General features: G+C 53.4%; 20 protein-coding genes. 13 read left to right on the top strand and 7 right to left on the bottom strand.

The window, feature by feature from the left end; genetic code table 11:
• Nucleotides 1-102: 102 nt before the first annotated feature.
• Nucleotides 103-1,290: a cystathionine beta-lyase gene (metC, locus tag ACJ9Y9_RS20350; protein WP_028019648.1), complete on the bottom strand. Its 1,188-nt coding sequence runs from the start codon at nt 1,288-1,290 to the stop codon at nt 103-105.
• Nucleotides 1,291-1,541: 251 nt separating this feature from the next.
• Here metC and exbB point away from each other — a divergent pair, with 251 nt between their 5' ends.
• Complete coding sequence (exbB, locus tag ACJ9Y9_RS20345) at nt 1,542-2,273, top strand: tol-pal system-associated acyl-CoA thioesterase (RefSeq protein WP_028019649.1); 732 nt, start codon at nt 1,542-1,544, stop codon at nt 2,271-2,273.
• A 4-nt stretch (nt 2,274-2,277) separates the two neighbouring features.
• On the top strand, nt 2,278-2,703 hold the full coding sequence (gene exbD / locus ACJ9Y9_RS20340) for a TonB system transport protein ExbD (RefSeq protein WP_028019650.1): 426 nt from the start codon (nt 2,278-2,280) through the stop codon (nt 2,701-2,703).
• A 45-nt stretch (nt 2,704-2,748) separates the two neighbouring features.
• Here exbD and ACJ9Y9_RS20335 read toward each other — a convergent pair whose 3' ends face one another.
• Both ACJ9Y9_RS20335 and ACJ9Y9_RS20330 read right to left on the bottom strand, forming a co-directional pair.
• Nucleotides 2,749-3,201 (bottom strand): hypothetical protein, encoded by a 453-nt coding sequence (locus ACJ9Y9_RS20335; protein ID WP_028019651.1) that lies wholly within the window; start codon nt 3,199-3,201, stop codon nt 2,749-2,751.
• Nucleotide 3,202: 1 nt separating this feature from the next.
• Nucleotides 3,203-3,607 (bottom strand): hypothetical protein, encoded by a 405-nt coding sequence (locus ACJ9Y9_RS20330; protein WP_028019652.1) that lies wholly within the window; start codon nt 3,605-3,607, stop codon nt 3,203-3,205.
• 103 nt (nt 3,608-3,710) lie between these two features.
• On the opposite strand from ACJ9Y9_RS20330, the gene ACJ9Y9_RS20325 reads away from it, so the two are divergent.
• Together ACJ9Y9_RS20325 and ACJ9Y9_RS20320 are read left to right on the top strand one after the other, a co-directional pair.
• Nucleotides 3,711-4,214, top strand: coding sequence for an ESA_00282 family adhesion-associated protein (locus tag ACJ9Y9_RS20325; protein ID WP_028019653.1), 504 nt, complete (start codon nt 3,711-3,713; stop codon nt 4,212-4,214).
• 81 nt (nt 4,215-4,295) lie between these two features.
• The gene (locus ACJ9Y9_RS20320; protein WP_023309169.1) at nt 4,296-4,784 is read left to right on the top strand and encodes a TIGR00645 family protein; all 489 of its coding nucleotides are present in this window, start codon (nt 4,296-4,298) and stop codon (nt 4,782-4,784) included.
• Between the two features lie 44 nt (nt 4,785-4,828).
• Here ACJ9Y9_RS20320 and ACJ9Y9_RS20315 read toward each other — a convergent pair whose 3' ends face one another.
• A complete protein-coding gene (locus tag ACJ9Y9_RS20315) occupies nt 4,829-5,869 on the bottom strand; it encodes an aldo/keto reductase (protein WP_028019654.1) in 1,041 nt (346 codons plus the stop codon).
• A 229-nt stretch (nt 5,870-6,098) separates the two neighbouring features.
• On the opposite strand from ACJ9Y9_RS20315, the gene ACJ9Y9_RS20310 reads away from it, so the two are divergent.
• The 4 genes from ACJ9Y9_RS20310 (at nt 6,099) to ACJ9Y9_RS20295 (ending at nt 8,698) form a co-directional block, all read left to right on the top strand.
• Nucleotides 6,099-7,646, top strand: a complete 1,548-nt coding sequence (locus tag ACJ9Y9_RS20310; protein WP_028019655.1) for a methyl-accepting chemotaxis protein — start codon at nt 6,099-6,101, stop codon at nt 7,644-7,646.
• A gap of 128 nt (nt 7,647-7,774) precedes the next feature.
• Nucleotides 7,775-8,029: a hypothetical protein gene (locus tag ACJ9Y9_RS20305; protein WP_050482967.1), complete on the top strand. Its 255-nt coding sequence runs from the start codon at nt 7,775-7,777 to the stop codon at nt 8,027-8,029.
• Nucleotides 8,030-8,099: 70 nt separating this feature from the next.
• Nucleotides 8,100-8,240, top strand: coding sequence for a hypothetical protein (locus ACJ9Y9_RS20300; RefSeq protein WP_154231567.1), 141 nt, complete (start codon nt 8,100-8,102; stop codon nt 8,238-8,240).
• Nucleotides 8,241-8,419: 179 nt separating this feature from the next.
• Nucleotides 8,420-8,698 carry a hypothetical protein gene (locus tag ACJ9Y9_RS20295; RefSeq protein ID WP_028019657.1) on the top strand — a complete coding sequence of 93 codons (279 nt, stop codon included), beginning with the start codon at nt 8,420-8,422 and terminating at the stop codon, nt 8,696-8,698.
• A gap of 10 nt (nt 8,699-8,708) precedes the next feature.
• Here ACJ9Y9_RS20295 and ACJ9Y9_RS20290 read toward each other — a convergent pair whose 3' ends face one another.
• Nucleotides 8,709-9,299, bottom strand: a complete 591-nt coding sequence (locus ACJ9Y9_RS20290; protein WP_023333391.1) for a TetR/AcrR family transcriptional regulator — start codon at nt 9,297-9,299, stop codon at nt 8,709-8,711.
• A 141-nt stretch (nt 9,300-9,440) separates the two neighbouring features.
• On the opposite strand from ACJ9Y9_RS20290, the gene ACJ9Y9_RS20285 reads away from it, so the two are divergent.
• Genes ACJ9Y9_RS20285 through ACJ9Y9_RS20275 form a run of 3 tightly spaced genes read left to right on the top strand, consistent with a single transcriptional unit; the run spans nt 9,441 to nt 12,309 of the window.
• Nucleotides 9,441-10,496: a sugar phosphate isomerase/epimerase gene (locus tag ACJ9Y9_RS20285; protein WP_028019658.1), complete on the top strand. Its 1,056-nt coding sequence runs from the start codon at nt 9,441-9,443 to the stop codon at nt 10,494-10,496.
• A gap of 24 nt (nt 10,497-10,520) precedes the next feature.
• Nucleotides 10,521-11,417 (top strand): alpha/beta fold hydrolase, encoded by an 897-nt coding sequence (locus ACJ9Y9_RS20280; RefSeq protein ID WP_032667049.1) that lies wholly within the window; start codon nt 10,521-10,523, stop codon nt 11,415-11,417.
• Nucleotides 11,407-12,309 (top strand): alpha/beta hydrolase, encoded by a 903-nt coding sequence (locus tag ACJ9Y9_RS20275; RefSeq protein WP_028019660.1) that lies wholly within the window; start codon nt 11,407-11,409, stop codon nt 12,307-12,309. The genes ACJ9Y9_RS20280 and ACJ9Y9_RS20275 overlap by 11 nt, the downstream gene beginning before the upstream one ends.
• A 73-nt stretch (nt 12,310-12,382) precedes the next feature.
• Here ACJ9Y9_RS20275 and ACJ9Y9_RS20270 read toward each other — a convergent pair whose 3' ends face one another.
• Nucleotides 12,383-12,715 carry a YMGG-like glycine zipper-containing protein gene (locus ACJ9Y9_RS20270; protein ID WP_028019661.1) on the bottom strand — a complete coding sequence of 111 codons (333 nt, stop codon included), beginning with the start codon at nt 12,713-12,715 and terminating at the stop codon, nt 12,383-12,385.
• 160 nt (nt 12,716-12,875) lie between these two features.
• Nucleotides 12,876-13,742 carry a glutathione-dependent disulfide-bond oxidoreductase gene (gene yghU, locus ACJ9Y9_RS20265; protein WP_028019662.1) on the bottom strand — a complete coding sequence of 289 codons (867 nt, stop codon included), beginning with the start codon at nt 13,740-13,742 and terminating at the stop codon, nt 12,876-12,878.
• Nucleotides 13,743-13,987: 245 nt separating this feature from the next.
• Here yghU and ACJ9Y9_RS20260 point away from each other — a divergent pair, with 245 nt between their 5' ends.
• Nucleotides 13,988-15,577, top strand: a complete 1,590-nt coding sequence (locus ACJ9Y9_RS20260) for an ABC transporter substrate-binding protein (RefSeq protein ID WP_028019663.1) — start codon at nt 13,988-13,990, stop codon at nt 15,575-15,577.
• Nucleotides 15,578-15,622: 45 nt separating this feature from the next.
• Nucleotides 15,623-16,576, top strand: a complete 954-nt coding sequence (locus ACJ9Y9_RS20255; protein WP_028019664.1) for an ABC transporter permease — start codon at nt 15,623-15,625, stop codon at nt 16,574-16,576.
• Nucleotides 16,577-16,579 lie beyond the last annotated feature (3 nt).

Raw genomic sequence — 16,579 nt, 5'->3', positions numbered from 1 at the left:
CTTTATTTGCGCTTCGGGTTTGATCCCGGGCGCAACTAATGCGGACTTTTCTGGTGGCAATGTTCACAAAAACGTCCAGGGAGTACATTTTCAGCCAGCACTCTACACGATACGCTCAAACCCTGCTGTTAAATCCGCGATTAAATCGTCAACATTTTCTAAACCGATATGCAGTCGGATCAGGGTTCCGCTGAAGTCCACTTCACCACCGGGACGCAAAGCCGCGATCTGCTCCGGTTGGTTTGGCAGGATCAGGGATTCAAAGCCGCCCCAGGAGTAGGCCATGCTGAAGAGGGTAAAATTATCCAGATAGTTTGCCAGTTCGTCATTATTCAGCCGTTTTTTAAGAACGAATGAGAACAAACCGCTACTCCCCGTAAAGTCCCGTTGCCAGTATTCATGACCTTTGCTGCCGGGCAACGCCGGATGGTTGACGCGCTCAACCTGCGGGTGTTGCGCCAGCCATTCGGCTATTTTCAGGCTGCTTTCGTGATGCTGACGCAGACGCACGCCCAGCGTACGGAGCCCGCGGCTGGTCATGTAGGCGGTATCCGCATCCACCATTTGCCCCATCAGGTAGGCATTTTCACGCAGCTGATCCCAGCAGCGTGCATTGGATACCGCAGTGCCAATCATGCCGTCAGAATGGCCAATCAGGTATTTGGTCGCCGCCTGAATCGAGATATCAATGTCAAACTCCAGTGCTTTAAACAGCACGCCCGCCGCCCACGTGTTGTCGATCATGATGATCGCTTCTGGCGCTTTGCTACGAACCGCTTTCACGATAGCCGGGACGTCGTGGACTTCCATGGTGAGTGACCCTGGAGATTCCAGGAACACGATACGCGTGTTTGGCTGAATAAGTTCTGCGATGCCTTCGCCGATCAGCGGGTCGAACCAACCGGTTGTTACGCCGAGCTTACTGAGGATTTTGGTGCAGAAGTCCTGGCTGGGTTCATAGGCGGTGTTGGTCATCAGAATATGATCGCCTTGTTCCACAAACGCCAGAATGGTATTGGCGACGGCTGCCGCACCACACGGGAACAGCGCACAGCCCACGCCACCTTCCAGTTCGCACATGGCCTCCTGGAGTGAAAAATGGGTTAGCGTGCCGCGACGACCATAAAAAAGTCCGCCTTTTGCGCGGTTACGCGTGGCGATTTTTTTCTCCTCAACGGTATCAAATACCAGTGAGGAGGCTCGTTGAATCACGCTATTGACCGATCCCTGGGTGTATTTTTTGCTGCGTCCTGCCTGTACCAGCGTGGTATCAAGATGCTTCTTTGTCATGTTCGCTAACCCTGTTTTTATACGTCTGGACGTCCAGACTACCACGATTGTAAAAAACTGCACCCGGATGCTTATCGAATAAGCAGAAAATATTAGCAAAAAATCGCATAAGAAATTTTTACTGCGTAAGCGCAAGGAAAGTGAGCGAAAATTACGGCACCATGCAAATACTAATGAGAACTACTATCAATTCGACGATGTTTTGATATTATTACGTTCAGATTTTGTGATTTGCGTCCTGGAGATACAGAGTGGGTAATAATTTGATGCAGACGGATCTCTCCGTTTGGGGCATGTATCAACATGCTGACATCGTGGTTAAGATTGTGATGATCGGCCTGATTCTGGCGTCCGTTGTCACCTGGGCTATCTTCTTCAGCAAAAGTGCTGAGCTGCTTTCGCAGAAGCGTCGCCTTAAGCGGGAGCAACAGCAACTGGCTGAAGCCCGCTCTCTGGATCAGGCTTCAGATATGACCTCATCCTTCCACGTAAAAAGCCTGACCACCCTGTTAGTTAATGAAGCTCAGAACGAGCTGGAACTTTCCGCTGGCAGTGAAGATAACGAAGGTATTAAAGAACGTACCGGCTTCCGTCTGGAGCGTCGTGTTGCCGCTGTAGGTCGACATATGGGCCGTGGCAATGGTTATCTGGCGACGATCGGCGCGATCTCGCCGTTCATCGGGCTTTTCGGTACGGTCTGGGGCATCATGAACAGCTTTATCGGTATCGCGCAGTCTCAAACTACCAACCTTGCGGTGGTTGCGCCGGGTATCGCGGAAGCGCTGCTGGCGACGGCAATCGGTCTGGTTGCCGCAATCCCGGCTGTGGTTATCTACAACATCTTCGCGCGTATGATTGGCAGTTACAAAGCCACTCTCGGTGATGTTGCAGCACAGGTTCTGCTACTGCAAAGTCGCGATCTTGATTTGAATGCCAGCTCGGTTAAGCCGGTGCACGCGGCGTCTAAACTGCGCGCAGGTTGATGCTATGGCGATGCGTCTGAACGAAAATCTGGACGATAACGGCGAAATGCATGAAATCAACGTAACGCCGTTTATCGACGTTATGCTGGTTCTGCTGATTATCTTCATGGTGGCTGCGCCGCTGGCGACGGTGGATGTGAAGGTGAATCTACCTGCCTCTTCCAGCCAGCCACAGCCGCGCCCGGAGAAGCCAATCTATATCTCGGTAAAAGCGGATAAATCCATGTTCCTCGGGAACGACCCGGTGACGGCCGACTCTGTCATCCCGGCACTGGATCAGCTCACGGGTGGCAAGAAGGACACCACGGTCTTCTTCCGTGCGGATAAAACCGTCGATTATGAAACCATGATGAAGGTAATGGACACGCTGCATCAGGCGGGTTATCTGAAGATTGGGCTGGTCGGCGAAGAGAAAGCGACCGTGAAGTAAAAAAGAGCTGGCGAAAGCCGGCTTTTTTTATGCATATCGGTTTGATTATTTTTTTGTATCAGTGGATGCAGGAGCGGTCGGGTGAGAAGCCAGCGCGTCCTCATCAAGCGCCACGCAGGTGACGTTTGAGGTACGGTACTCACCGTCTGACAGCTTGCGCGTCAGACGCAGGGTGGCGATTTCTCTGGCAAGCAGATACTGATAATTGGCCTCAAGACGTCCCAGCACCTTCTCTTTCAGTTCTGGACGCTGCTCGATGATGGCATTCACCACGGCACCGTAAATTTCTTCTTTGACCTGTAGCGGGTAAATTTCACGGCGATTCTGCCATTTCAGACGCACGAGCGTCGCCGGGATCGATACCAAATCTTGTGTTATACGCGTCATCTCGTCATTTTTTGTCTTTCTCAGCGCGTCGAGATTTTGCTTTAAGATAAATTCATCACTTTTTTTATCATCTAAAGTCAAATAAACGTCGTTATTTTTAATTTCTTTCACGTTAATCTTCCCCCAGGGTGTAAAATATAGGGTTGTTTTTTTCTCGTGTAATTAGATTAAGCCAAATTTCATTGCCCGCTTCATTTATTTCTTCTGTTTTTTCGGCCATTATTTGACTTAGTTTCTGGGCATCTATTTCGCCTTCGGCTTGCAGGTCATTCAGCAGATGGACAAAGGCTTCAATTTTTATAGCGCGAAATAAGCGGTCCTTTATATGACGATCGTGCTCTTCCAGCAACATATTACGGGATTTCCCTGTTTGGGAAACGCCAATTAATATGTCAGGCTCGAAATCGGAGAGCTTTCTTTTTCCCTGAGTGAAACTCGCCTCTTTTTCTGCTTCCGCGGGTTGCTGTTCCACAGACGCAATGTGGTACTTAGCCGGGACGAGATAGTCGGGCAGCATTTTTAATTTCCTTTAATTTCAACAGGGTGGGGTTGGTAAAGGCGTGAGATTCGTTGACAATATCATGAGGCAATTTTAAAATCAAAAAAAATGGAGCCTACCCATGAACAGCATCTTTTTTACGGTCATCACATTACTATTACTGACCGCTGGTGTTCTTTTATTGATGCAGGAATTCAATAAAACGAAAGTGTCGAAGGACGCCAGTGAACCTCCACAACCTGAACGGATGACAAAAGAGGAAGGGGAAGATCATTTCTCTGTATTGATGAACTCAGTAACGCCTGTTTGGTACTGGCGGGTGAACCATGAATATATCGACTTTTTACACGCGACAATTAAACGCATGAAAATGTCGGAAATTAATGATACGCCCGGACTGTTTGAGGCACAGCGTCGCTGCAGCGACCTGAATTCAGCAGTGTATAAATATTATGATAATATCAAAAAACGCTGTCTGAACGGTGAGAAAGTATCATATTCCGACCTCGACGTATTAAATCTGCGTCAGTGCTTTCGTGAGTTCAGTCTGGAAGCCTATCCTGAGCTGGTGGCGCTTGTCTGGCCGGAGTACGCACGTCCGGAGGTTAACCCGGATAACGTCTGAGTGACGTACCGTTGAGTTATTGCAAACAGTCAGCGCCGTTGAGATATACTGGGCGCTGGTTTCTTTTGCAAACAGGACTTTATGGAACGCTTTTTTGAAAATGCCATGTACGCCTCTCGCTGGATACTGGCTCCCGTCTATTTTGGCCTTTCGCTGGCGCTTATCGCTCTGACGATTAAGTTCTTTCAGGAAATCTGGCATGTTTTGCCGAACATTTTTTCCATTGCCGAAGCGGATTTGATTCTGGTTCTGCTGTCGCTGGTAGATATGACCCTGGTGGGCGGACTGCTGGTGATGGTGATGTTCTCTGGCTACGAAAATTTTGTCTCCCAGCTTGATATCGACGAGCGTAAAGAGAAGCTCAGCTGGCTGGGCAAAATGGATGCTTCATCGCTGAAGAATAAAGTGGCCGCGTCGATTGTGGCAATCTCCTCTATCCACCTGTTACGCGTATTTATGGACGCGAAAAATGTCCCGGATAACAAACTGATGTGGTACGTCATTATCCATCTGACGTTTGTGTTGTCAGCGTTTGTGATGGGGTATCTGGATAAGATCAGTAAGAAGTAAAGTACGTGTCCCCCTCGGCCTACGGGCTGAGGGGGCGAAATGACCTATTTATCTGATGATGCCTGCCACAGGTTCAACTCCCCGTCCGCAACATGTCGATCAATCCTTTCCAGCTCATCTTCGCTGAAGTGCAGGTTATCCAGGGCCCGAACGTTTTCTTCGATCTGGGCCGGGCGACTTGCACCGATCAGCACTGAGGTAACGCGTTCATCCTTGAGCAACCAGCTTAGCGCCATCTGCGCCATCGTCTGTCCACGGACATGCGCCATTTCACTCAGCAAACGCAGGCTGTTGAGATTTGCTTCGGTCAGCATTTTTTCCGTCAGGCCGCGTACCTTTTTACCCTCGCGCTGCATGCGAGAATCTTCAGGGATCCCGTTCAGGTATTTTCCGGTAAGCAACCCCTGCGCCAGCGGGGTAAACGCAATGCAACCCGTCCCGTTTTGCTTAAGCGTATCCAGCAGGCCGGTGTTATCTACCCAGCGGTTGAGCAGGTTGTAGGATGGCTGATGAATAAGCAGCGGAATTTTCCACTCACGCAACAGGTCAGCCATTTTCTGGGTGCGCTCCGTTGAATAGGATGAAATCCCGATATACAGCGCTTTACCGCTTTGCACAGCATGGGCCAGTGCCGCCGCAGTCTCTTCCATCGGCGTATTTTCATCGACGCGATGGGAATAGAAAATATCAACATACTCCAGACCCATCCGCTTCAGACTTTGATCGAGACTGGCAAGCAAATATTTGCGCGAACCGCCTGACCCATACGGCCCCGACCACATGTCGTAACCCGCTTTAGTGGAGATAATCAGTTCGTCGCGATACCCGGCAAAATCCTCCCGCAGAAGGCGGCCAAAATTTTCTTCTGCACTACCCGCCGGTGGGCCGTAGTTGTTGGCAAGATCAAAATGGGTAATACCGAGATCGAAGGCTTTGCGCAGCAGCGCGCGCTGGGATTCGAGAGGGTGTACGTGGCCAAAGCTATGCCACAAACCAAGCGATAGTGCTGGCAGGCGCAAGCCGCTTTTTCCGCAGTAGCGGTACTGCATATTTTCATAGCGGGCGGGGTCAGGGTTCCAGGACATGATGTCTCCTTTTTTATCGTTGAATTTTCGAAACAACGTTTTCATTCTGAACTTATCACATCACAAATGACATAACTAAGCGCGAGGTGATGGTTAACGTCAGCTGTGTGACTAATGAAGCCACGCTAATCAAAAATGATCACAAAACGTTATAATTTCCCCGGTTCCTGCCGATAACGAGAGAAGTACTCGCCTCTGGGCGAATTCACCCTCACGGCAAGGAAGACTTATGAATATGCTCCGTAATTTCACGATCCGCTTCGTCATGCTGACGATTCTCGGGATCTTTTGTTTAATGTGGGCGGGTGTTGGCCTGTACAGTACCTGGTCCCTTTCGCGTGTTTCGGATGGCAATGACGTGGATCGTCAACTGGTCAAACAGATGACGGTACTCAGTCAGGGCAACGATCAGTATTTCCGCTTTGTGACCCGTTTGAGCCGTGCGATGGAAGTCAAAGCCGCAGGCGGCACGCCGGATTTGGCCTCTGCCCAACAGGCACTGGATAACATGGGTAAGAAACTGGCCGAGATGAAAGCGATCTCGCCAGGACCAATGGACGAACAGATTTCTGCTCAGGTCATCGGTACCTGGCAGGCGTTGCTTGATCAAGGTATCACGCCGCAAATGCAGCAGGCGAAGCTGGAGACTCTGGATGGCTATCGCCAGCAGGCCAATAACGTTACCCCGCCGCTAAGCCGCGCGTTTGGTGCTGCTGCCGAGAACTTTAACAACGCGGCCGCGAAGGCGCTCGACAGCACCCGCGTGGTGGTGGACAACCTGACCAGCATGACGCGTACGGTGATTATCACCGCCACTATTATCGGCCTGCTGATCCTGCTTTTCACCGACCGCTACCTGGTCGCGATGCTGGTCAAACCGCTGGACCGCATTCGCCAGCAGTTCCGCCAGATTGCCCAGGGCGATCTCAGTCAGCCAATTGAACCCTTCGGCCGCAACTGCGTGGGACAGTTGGTTCCTCTGTTGAGCGCGATGCAGGACAGTCTGCGCGAAGCGGTCAGCACTATCCGCTCCGGCAGTGAAAATATCTGGCGCGGTGCGACGGAAATCTCCAGTGGTAATAACGATCTCTCTTCCCGTACCGAAGAGCAGGCTGCCGCACTGGAAGAGACGGCTGCCAGCATGGAACAACTGACTGCAACCGTGAAACTGAATGCGGAAAGCGCGCGTCAGGCAAGCCAACTGGCAGATGTGGCATCGACCACCGCCAGCCGTGGCGGCTCGCTGGTGGAAGAAGTGGTGACCACCATGAGCGGCATTTCTGAAAGCTCGAAGAAAATTGCTGAAATCACTAACGTCATCAACAGCATTGCCTTCCAGACCAACATTCTGGCACTCAATGCGGCCGTTGAAGCGGCACGCGCGGGTGAGCAGGGGCGTGGTTTCGCCGTGGTTGCGGGTGAAGTCCGTAACCTGGCAAGCCGTAGCGCCAACGCGGCAAAAGAAATTGAAGGGCTGATCGCTGATTCCGTTAATCGGGTAGAGCAGGGGGCTCAGCTGGTGGGCGACACAGGTACCACCATGGATGCGATTTTGCGCGACGTGACGGAAGTGACAACCATTATGAAGCAAATCGCCTCCGCCTCTGAGGAGCAAAGCAAGGGCATTTCGCAGGTCGGGATTGCCATTACCCAGATGGACGGCGTTACCCAGCAAAACGCCTCGCTGGTGGAAGAGGTTTCCGCAGCAGCGGCAGCGCTGGAGCGTCAGACCGAAGATCTTCAGCGCTCGGTGCAAAAGTTCCGCCTGACGGCATAACGCAACGTTGCAAGGCCGCCTTGTGCGGCCTTGTATTATTAACGCCTTCCTCATTCAGCGCGCGCTGAAACTGCTATTCTTTTGCTAACCCCCCTGACGTTCTGGGCTCTCTTCTATGAGGTGTTGCTATGAACAGATCGTTGTCCGTCATCCCTGTACTATCTTTCATGTTTCTTGTGCTGTTTTCGGTATCTGTCAGCGCCACCCAGCAGGCGCAAGAGCGGCGTGTGTCGCGTGATGTCAGGCAGGAAACCCGCGACGCGTCACGGCAGGTGAAGCAGACCTGCGTGGCGAACAATAACCAGAGTAATCACGACTGCCGTCAGGACAAGCGTCAGATGAAACAGGCCGGACGGCAAAAAGCGCGGGATATTAAGTATTAATCAGATTTGCGAGACGGCTTCCGGGAATGCCCCTTGTCGGCTCGGGCAATACTGCCAGGTCTTAACCCAGTTGCTGATCGGCCGCGCCCTGCCAGAGGAGATGGCGCGCGTGATAGAGGATTTGCTGTGTGAGCTGGTGGGATATTACGCCGATACGCTGAAAGCGCCGCGCTGGATAAATACGCCGGAAGGTCATATCGCGATTAATTAAAATTGTTTTATGTTGCCGGGCGGCGGCTGCGCCTTGCCCGGCCTACGTTATTATTTTCATGTGTTAATGTAACAATATATTTGGCATTTTCTGCACCGTAACGGCGATGGGAATTAATATAGCCTTAAGCTCCTCCCGACATTATTAATTTTCTTATTTTACCGGAAATAATACAGTCTATGAAAAAGTCCTATATTGTATTGGCCGTCATGGCAGGCTTGGCTATGGTTAATTCAGCAATGGCGCAAAGCGTCACCGTGGATGTCCCGAGCGGTTATAAAGTGGTGATTGTCCCGTCATCCACCACGGTTCCGCAGGCGGTAACCGTCGCGCCTGCACCGTCACAAACTGTCTATGCCGCGCCAGCGCCTGCTCCGGTTTATCACCCGCGTGCGCGGCATGTGGCGAGCGTGGCGGAAGGGATGGTGATTGAGCATCAGTACGACGATCATCATTGATGCTTCGCACTCAGCAATGCGGCAGCAGGCTAAGCGCTTGCTTAACTGCCGCCTGCAAACGAGATTCCGGAACACCGTCCCTGGCCTGCACCGACAAACCATGTAAAAAGACGGCAAAATAGTCTCCCAGACTCTCTGCATCGGTCGTATCCGGCAGTTCACCGTTATGCACTGCCTGGTGGAGACGATCGATGATCTGCTGCGTACGCTGCAGGCGATGCTGTGCCAGCCAGGTTTTGAGCGTTTCATTTTCCGCACTGACGCTGGCTGCAGAGGCCACCACCATACATCCTTGCGGCAAATCCGGATGGCAGTACAGGTGAACCGCATCCATTAACAGCGTCTGGATGGTATCCCGCACGTTGCCCCCTGCGGATAAGGCCCGATCCGCAAAACCGCCTTCCTGTTTTTCGTAATCGGCGATAGCTTCCCGAAAGAGCTGCTCTTTTGAACCGAATGCCTTGTAAATCCGTGCCGATGCAATCCCCAGCTCTGCCACTAGATCCGACATTGAGGTTCCTTCATAACCCTGTCGCCAGAACAGGTTGCGCGCTTTGATAAGCGCCTGGTCACGATCGAACTGGCGCGGTCTGCCTGCCATTTTGTTGCTCCGGTTGGTCCTGAATTCAGTGAAACAGGATCGCCTAAATCATCTGGATTACCAACGAATTTATAATTTTCGCTTGCGGTTATCCGGCTTTACTCCTATTGTTTGTCAATCGACAAACAATAGGAGTATACGATGAAAACCCTCAAAGGTCCCTCTCTCCATCTGGCTCAGTTCAGCGATGATGCGGCCCCATTCAATAATTTGCCTGCGATAGCCCGGTGGGCGGCGGAAACGGGGTTTAGCGCTCTGCAAATCCCGGTATGGGATCGCCGTCTCTTCGACGTGGCGACGGCGGCAGAAAGCCAGACCTACTGCGACGATCTGACCGGTATGCTGGCGGAGCATGGCCTGGTGGTGAGTGAGCTGACCAGCCACATCTTCGGCCAACTGATGGCGGTACATCCTGCTTACGACAGCTTATGCGACAGCTTTGCGCCGCCGGAAGTCCACGGCAACCCACTGGCCCGCGGCGAATGGGCACAGCAACAGCTGCTGATGGCGGTCAAGGCCTCTGCCAGGCTTGGACTCAGCGATCTGGGTACCTTCTCTGGCTCGCTGGCGTGGCCCTATTTGTTCCCGTTCCCGCAGCGCCCGGAAGGGTTAATTGAAACCGCCTTTGACGAGCTGGCCAGGCGCTGGATGCCGGTGCTTAACGCCTGTGACGAGCAGGGTATTAACCTCTGCTATGAGATCCACCCGAGCGAAGATCTGCATGATGGGGTGACGTTTGAAATGTTTTATCAAAGGGTGAAAGAGCATCCCCGCTGCCGGATACTTTTCGACCCCAGCCACATGGTGCTACAGCAGCTTAACTATCTGGAGTTTATTGATATTTATAAGGACATGATCAACATGTTCCACGTCAAAGACGCTGAATTTAATCCGACCGGGCGTCAGGGTATTTATGGTGGCTATCAGTCGTGGGTCGATCGTGCAGGACGTTTTCGCTCATTAGGTGACGGCCAGGTGGATTTCAGGGCTATTTTCTCGAAGCTGACTCAATACGATTATGCCGGCTGGGCAACCCTGGAATGGGAGTGCTGTCTGAAAAATCCGCTGGATGGTGCCAGAGAAGGGGCTGCGTTCATCCGCGACCACATTATTCACATCACCGATAAAGTCTTCGATGATTTCGCCGGTGCGCCAGTTAACCCTCAGCAAATCAACGCATTACTCGGCATTCGCTAAGCTACGACATCACAGGGAGTCACCATGGAACAACAATACGGTGAGATCGCGCACGCGGATCTCAGGGCAGAACACGTCTATACGAAAGTGAACGGACAGCGCATCCACTGCGTCGTGGCGGGAAAAGGACAACCGGTATTGCTGATACCGGGCTGGCCGCAGACCTGGTATACCTGGCGCTATGTCCTTCAGGCGCTGGCGGCGGCGGGTTTTCAGGCGATAGCGGTCGACCCTCCGGGCATTGGTGAGTCAGATAAACCGCGCGACGGCTATGATACCGGACGTGTCGGTGCCATGCTGCATACCATGATGGCGCAGCTGGGCCATTCGCGTTATAGCATAGTGGGTCACGATATCGGCATGTGGGTTGGTTATGCCATGGCGAGCGATTTTCCTCAGGCGATAGAAAGACTTGTGCTGACAGAAGCGGTTATCCCTGGACTGGCACCACCACCGCCGATTTTTGTCGCACCGGAAGAGAACATCTTTCTCTGGCACTTCATGTTCAATCAACTGGCGGATCTACCCGAAACCCTGACCAGCGGGCGCGAATCACAGTATCTCAGCTATATTTTCGACCGCTGGTCTCATCGACGTGAACGGGTTGCCGCAGAGGTGTATATCGCCGCCTATTCAACGCCCGGCGGGCTGCGTGCGGGATTCGACTATTATCGCGCTATACCGGAAACCATCCGGCAGAACCAGCGCCGTGCGCAAACGCCGCTAACCATGCCGGTGTTAACGGTGGGGGCCGAACATGCGACGCGTGATGCGCCGTTGATAACTCTACAGGGCAATGCCCTTGATTTGCGTGGCGAGACGGTGGCGGACTGCGGGCATTTTATTACCGAAGAGTGTCATGAGGCGTTTATTGGGCTAATCGTACCCTTTCTCTCAGAGGACACCGATCGTGCCGCTTGATAAAAACATTGCAGACTTTCTGGCTGCGTCATCGGGCGCGCCGCAACCGGCGTCGTTAGCCGACCTGCGTGCCGCCACCGAAGTGGATTTGTTGCGGCTACAGGGTGAGGAGGAAACAGATTGCGGCATTCAACATTACGTTGTTATCGCTGATGATGGTTACGCTATCGGTCTTCGCGCGTATACGCCTGCTGCCTCAAACGCTGAAATCGTTCTGCCTGCAATGCTCTTTGCTCACGGCGGCGGATGGTGTCTGGGCTCGCTGTCGCTGTACGATCGGCCCTGTCAGGCACTGGCCAATGCTACTGGTCGGAAAATACTCTCCGTTGATTACCGTCTGGCACCGGAGTTCCCCTTCCCAAGGCCGTTAGAAGATGTTTATCAGGCACTGTGCTGGGCCAGTGAACAGGCCGCGCTTTTGGGGATAGATGCGACCCGTCTGGCGGTGGGCGGCGACAGTGCTGGCGGCAATCTTGCTGCCGCGACAGCTCTGCTGGCCCGGGATCGCGGCGGACCTCACATTGAGCATCAGTTGCTGCTCTACCCGGCGTTAAGTCGCGAAATGTCGTCCCAAAGCTATTGTGAATTTGCTGAAGGTTATTATTTAACGCGTGATGCGATGGTGTTTTGCTGGGAGAACTATCTGGGAGAATGTCGTCATCCTTATGCCGAGCCGCTGCATATGGCCTCGCTGAGGGGGTTACCGCCAGCAACCATCCTGAGTTGTGAATATGATCCCTTGCGCGATGAGGCTGAAGAGTATGCTCTGCGGCTTGAGGAGGCGGGGGTGCCAGTACGCTGTGAACGGTTGCCGGGAATGGTGCATGCCTGCATGCATATGTCAGGGTTAACGCCAGCCGCGCGTCGGTTATTCGAACGGGCTTGTATCTAATTCAAAAAAACAAAAAACCCAGCGCGATCGCTGGGTTTATTATTCATGCCTGTTCACAAGGTGGCACACAGCCCTAGTGCGTCGCTTCACCAATCAGCGCGCCTGTACCCGCACCAACCGCTGCACCTTTCAGCACGCTCTTGCCGGTAACCGCCGCGGCACCTGCGCCCACGGCAGCACCTACCGCACCACCTTTACGCGCGTCTTTGCCTTTTTCGCCGTTTTTGAACATCGCCCCCGTACCAGCGCCAACGACGGCACCGCCAACGGTTGATTTCAGATCTTTGCCCGTGGCTGCGCCAATGGCCGCGCCTGCTACCGCGCCGGCAGCGGTTTTGTCGATGGCCATTCCCGAGGTAGAAAAAATGAGAGCGCTGATAACCAGCGTTGTTTTAATGAGTTTCATAACAGATCCTTTGTGACTGCTGTCGGTTAATTCGTCGTATCTCACGGTCTGGTGTGAGAAAAACGGACAAATAGTGCCAGCAATATGGGGGCAGCCTTTAAGCTAATCATGCCCTGGGAAAGGATCCTTGCAGCCGGGCGGTGTCCCGCCCGGCCAGCTATCACGCCTGACGTTTGTCTTCGGTATTTGTCTCGAAGTCACTCGCCGCGTGGCGTTCGTGAAGCTGCTCGTTCAGCTCGCCGCTGGTGCGGTTAACGATACGCCCGCGCTTCACGGCTGGGCGATGCGCAATGTCTTTTGCCCAGCGCTGAACGTTGATGTACTTCTCCGCGTCCAGGAACTCGGCGGCGTTATACACGCTTCCCAGCGCGACGCACCCAAACCACGGCCAGATTGCCATATCCGCGATGGTGTATTCCTCACCGGCCACGTAACGGCCGCGGGCCAGCTGTTTATCCAGCACGTCGAACAGGCGTTTGGCTTCCATGGTGAAGCGGTCAATCGCATATTCAATTTTCACCGGAGCATAGTTGTAGAAGTGGCCAAACCCGCCGCCGAGGAACGGGGCGGCCCCTTGCAGCCAGAACAACCAGTTCAGGGTTTCCGTGCGGCCTGCTGGATCTTTTGGCAGGAAGTGACCAAATTTTTCTGCCAGGTAAAGCAGAATGCTGCCGGATTCAAATACGCGCGTCGGCGGAGTCGTGGAGTGATCGCGCAGCGCGGGTATTTTCGAGTTCGGGTTCACCTCTACAAACCCGCTGGAGAACTGATCGCCTTCGCCAATGCGGATCAACCATGCGTCGTACTCGGCGCCCGTCACGCCCAGCGCCAGCAGCTCTTCGAGCATGATCGTTACTTTCTGACCGTTCGGTGTGCCCAGGGAGTAGAGCTGTAGCGGATGAGAACCCACAGGGAGCTCTTTCTCATGTGTCGCACCGGAGATGGGACGGTTGATGTTGGCGAATGCACCGCCGTTGTTCTTTTTCCATTCCCACACTTTCGGTGGCTGATAAGTGTTGTCTGACATGTTGGTCTGCCTTTTGAGTGATGTGTTGAGGCAGTGTAGCAGGAGATTTGTGAACCGTTTAACGATGTGAGCGCAATCAATTAACCGCTATTCCTTCTGGCGCTTATATATATCAAATTCGGCATAAGCTTAATCGAAAATCGCATTTTCATAATTAATGCAGAAACCGATAAAGCTGCATATGATGCTTCAACATAAATAAAAGATGCAGTAATAAACACTTTATAAGGCAAGGAGTTAGTGAGATGCGCAAGCTTCTGTTATCGGCAGTGCTGGTTTCGCTCGCGTTAGGCCTGGCTGGCTGTGATGATGCGAAAAATAAAGAGACAAATACGCCCTCAGCGGCAAAAAGCGACGCGCCAAAAGAGGGCGGTTCGCTGATTATTGGTATAACCTCCGGCGACCCGTTAGCCGTTAATCCGCTCTATGCCAGCGACCGTACCACGTTAACGATCATGCAGGCGCTCTATGCCCCGCTGTATAGCTTTAATAACGGCAACATTGAGTGGGGTCTGGCGGAAAGCATGACGCCCTCCGCCGACAACCTGAGCTATACCCTGACGTTAAAACCCAACCTGAAATGGCAGGACGGCCAGCCGCTGACGGCGGACGACGTGGTCTTTACGTTCAATAAACTGCTGGATGCCAAACAGCATAGCTTCTTCCGCAGCATGTTTACCTGGGGCGGCAAGCCCGTTGAAGTGAGCAAGGTCGACGACCGCACCGTTAAGTTCACCTTACCGCAGGTTAGCGCCGCCTTTACCGGAACCCTGGTGCAGATCTACCCGATCCCGCAGCACGTGTTCGCCGGTGAAGGCGATCTGGAAAAGAGCAGCAAAAACGATGCGCCGGTCGGCTCCGGGCCGTTCAAATTTAAAGAGTACCGCGCCGGGCAGTATTACGCCCTGACCCGTTTTGACGATTACTGGAACGGCAAAGCGAAGCTTGATTCAGTGACCTACCGTTTCGCCAAAGACAGTAACGCCGCCAACCTGGCGCTGCAAAACGGTGAAATCAACCTCAAGATGGTTGACCCGCAGGATGTGAACCGCCTGAAAAATACCGGGAAGTTTGACTTCGTGGTCTATCCTGAAGGTCGTCTGGCCTATATGACGTTCAACCAGAACGTGCCGGTGATGAAGAGCAAAGCGCTGCGTCAGGCCATTGCTTATGCCATCAACAAGGACGAGCTGACCCAGACCGCGTTTACCTCGCTCGACTACGCCAAACCGGCAACCTCGTTCCTGACGCCAGATACGCTTTACAAGACGGATGACGTCGAGCAGTACAAATTCGATCTGCAAAAAGCCAAAGACCTGCTGAAAACATCCGGCGCGCCGGATAACCTCAAGCTGCGCCTGGCGTATGTGAACACCAACAAAACCCAGGAGAGCATGGCGCTCTATATTCAGCAGGCGCTGAAGGGCATTGGGGTGAGCGTGGAGCTGATGCCGCTGGACTCCAACGCCATGTCTCAGCGCAGCCTCGATATGAACAATACCGCGTGGGAGCTGAACCTGGGCGGCTACATCATGGGCTCCGAGCCGGATGGTTACAAATCGCTGTTCATGAGCAACGAAGCCTATAACTACGCGCACTACAAAAATCCGCAGTTCGATGCCCTCTGGGATAAAGGCGCGGTGGAAACCGACGCCGCTAAACGTGCCGATATCTACAAGCAAATTCAGCAGACGGTGGCGAATGACATGACGTACTACCCGATTGCCTACACCAATGCGACCGTCGCGGTGGACAAGCGTTTCGGCGGCACCCAGGAGGCAGAGCCGAAACCAGTCTACCTCTTCCAGGATCTGTCAAAAATCTATCAGAAATAAGCGATTGTCCCGGCCGTCGGGTCGGGGCTTTGGTAAGGGCACGTCGTGAACACACTTCTTACGCGTCGGCTGCTGCAATTACTGCCGATGCTGTTCTTTATTTCACTGGTGGCGTTTTTGCTGGTCAAACTCGCACCCGGCGATCCGGTGGCGGCCTACATTACGCCGCGCATGGCCCCGGAGGATATCGAGCGTATTCGCCAGAGCCTGGGGCTGGATAAGCCCCTGGTCACGCAGTACGTCCTGTGGCTAAAAAACGTCCTGCAGGGCGATCTCGGCTATTCGCTGATTTACCACCGCCCGGTGCTGGAGATGATCGGCGAACGCATTCCGGCCACGCTGGGGCTGATGGGGTCGTCGCTGCTGATGGCTATCGTGCTGGCGATCCCGCTGGGCCTGCTGGCGGGGGCATTTAAGCACCGCTGGCTGGATCATCTGCTCAATTTATTCGCCTATATCGGCATCTCGGTACCGATTTTCTGGTTCGGCATTTTGCTCATCACCGTTTTTGCCGTGCAGCTTAACTGGTTCCCCAGCATGGGAATGCGCACCATCGGCATGGAGGACAACGGGCTGGATCTGCTGCGCCACGGCGTGCTGCCGTGTATTGCCCTCACGTTCTATAACCTCTCCAGCTACGTGCGCTACATCCGCTCCAACACCATCTCGCAGCTCTCGGCCGACTACGTGCAGACCCAAGTGGCTTACGGCGCGACGCGCTCCAGTATTCTGTTCCGCCATGTGCTGAAAAATGTGTTGCTGCCGGTGATCACCCTGTTCGGCCTGTCGTTCGGTGAGCTGATTGTGGGGGCCTATGTGACGGAAAGCGTCTTCTCCTGGCCAGGGATGGGGCTGCTCGGGATCCAGTCGATCGCTTCGCTGGACTACCCGCTGATCATGGCGATCATCATGCTCTCGTCGATGATGCTGATCGTCGGTAACCTGATCGCCGATGTGCTTTATCGCTTCGCCGATCCCCGCATTCGTACGCTGAGGTAACCC

The sequence above is a fragment of the Enterobacter sp. CPE_E1241 genome (assembly GCF_045618265.1).
In the GTDB taxonomy this organism is placed as follows: Bacteria; Pseudomonadota; Gammaproteobacteria; order Enterobacterales; family Enterobacteriaceae; genus Enterobacter; species Enterobacter adelaidei.
This window is presented reverse-complemented; position numbering and strand designations above follow the sequence as displayed.

Excerpts from the sequence above, each read along its gene's own strand:
- ACJ9Y9_RS20330 (WP_028019652.1), bottom strand. The coding sequence starts at position 3,607 with ATGCTGCCCGACTATCTCGTCCCGGCTAAGTACCACATTGCGTCTGTG.
- ACJ9Y9_RS20295 (WP_028019657.1), top strand. The coding sequence starts at position 8,420 with ATGAAAAAGTCCTATATTGTATTGGCCGTCATGGCAGGCTTGGCTATG.
- exbD (WP_028019650.1), top strand. The coding sequence starts at position 2,278 with ATGGCGATGCGTCTGAACGAAAATCTGGACGATAACGGCGAAATGCAT.
- ACJ9Y9_RS20315 (WP_028019654.1), bottom strand. The coding sequence starts at position 5,869 with ATGTCCTGGAACCCTGACCCCGCCCGCTATGAAAATATGCAGTACCGC.
- ACJ9Y9_RS20285 (WP_028019658.1), top strand. The coding sequence starts at position 9,441 with ATGAAAACCCTCAAAGGTCCCTCTCTCCATCTGGCTCAGTTCAGCGAT.
- ACJ9Y9_RS20320 (WP_023309169.1), top strand. The coding sequence starts at position 4,296 with ATGGAACGCTTTTTTGAAAATGCCATGTACGCCTCTCGCTGGATACTG.
- ACJ9Y9_RS20290 (WP_023333391.1), bottom strand. The coding sequence starts at position 9,299 with ATGGCAGGCAGACCGCGCCAGTTCGATCGTGACCAGGCGCTTATCAAA.
- ACJ9Y9_RS20260 (WP_028019663.1), top strand. The coding sequence starts at position 13,988 with ATGCGCAAGCTTCTGTTATCGGCAGTGCTGGTTTCGCTCGCGTTAGGC.
- ACJ9Y9_RS20305 (WP_050482967.1), top strand. The coding sequence starts at position 7,775 with ATGAACAGATCGTTGTCCGTCATCCCTGTACTATCTTTCATGTTTCTT.
- ACJ9Y9_RS20270 (WP_028019661.1), bottom strand. The coding sequence starts at position 12,715 with ATGAAACTCATTAAAACAACGCTGGTTATCAGCGCTCTCATTTTTTCT.
- ACJ9Y9_RS20325 (WP_028019653.1), top strand. The coding sequence starts at position 3,711 with ATGAACAGCATCTTTTTTACGGTCATCACATTACTATTACTGACCGCT.
- metC (WP_028019648.1), bottom strand. The coding sequence starts at position 1,290 with ATGACAAAGAAGCATCTTGATACCACGCTGGTACAGGCAGGACGCAGC.
- ACJ9Y9_RS20310 (WP_028019655.1), top strand. The coding sequence starts at position 6,099 with ATGAATATGCTCCGTAATTTCACGATCCGCTTCGTCATGCTGACGATT.
- yghU (WP_028019662.1), bottom strand. The coding sequence starts at position 13,742 with ATGTCAGACAACACTTATCAGCCACCGAAAGTGTGGGAATGGAAAAAG.
- ACJ9Y9_RS20280 (WP_032667049.1), top strand. The coding sequence starts at position 10,521 with ATGGAACAACAATACGGTGAGATCGCGCACGCGGATCTCAGGGCAGAA.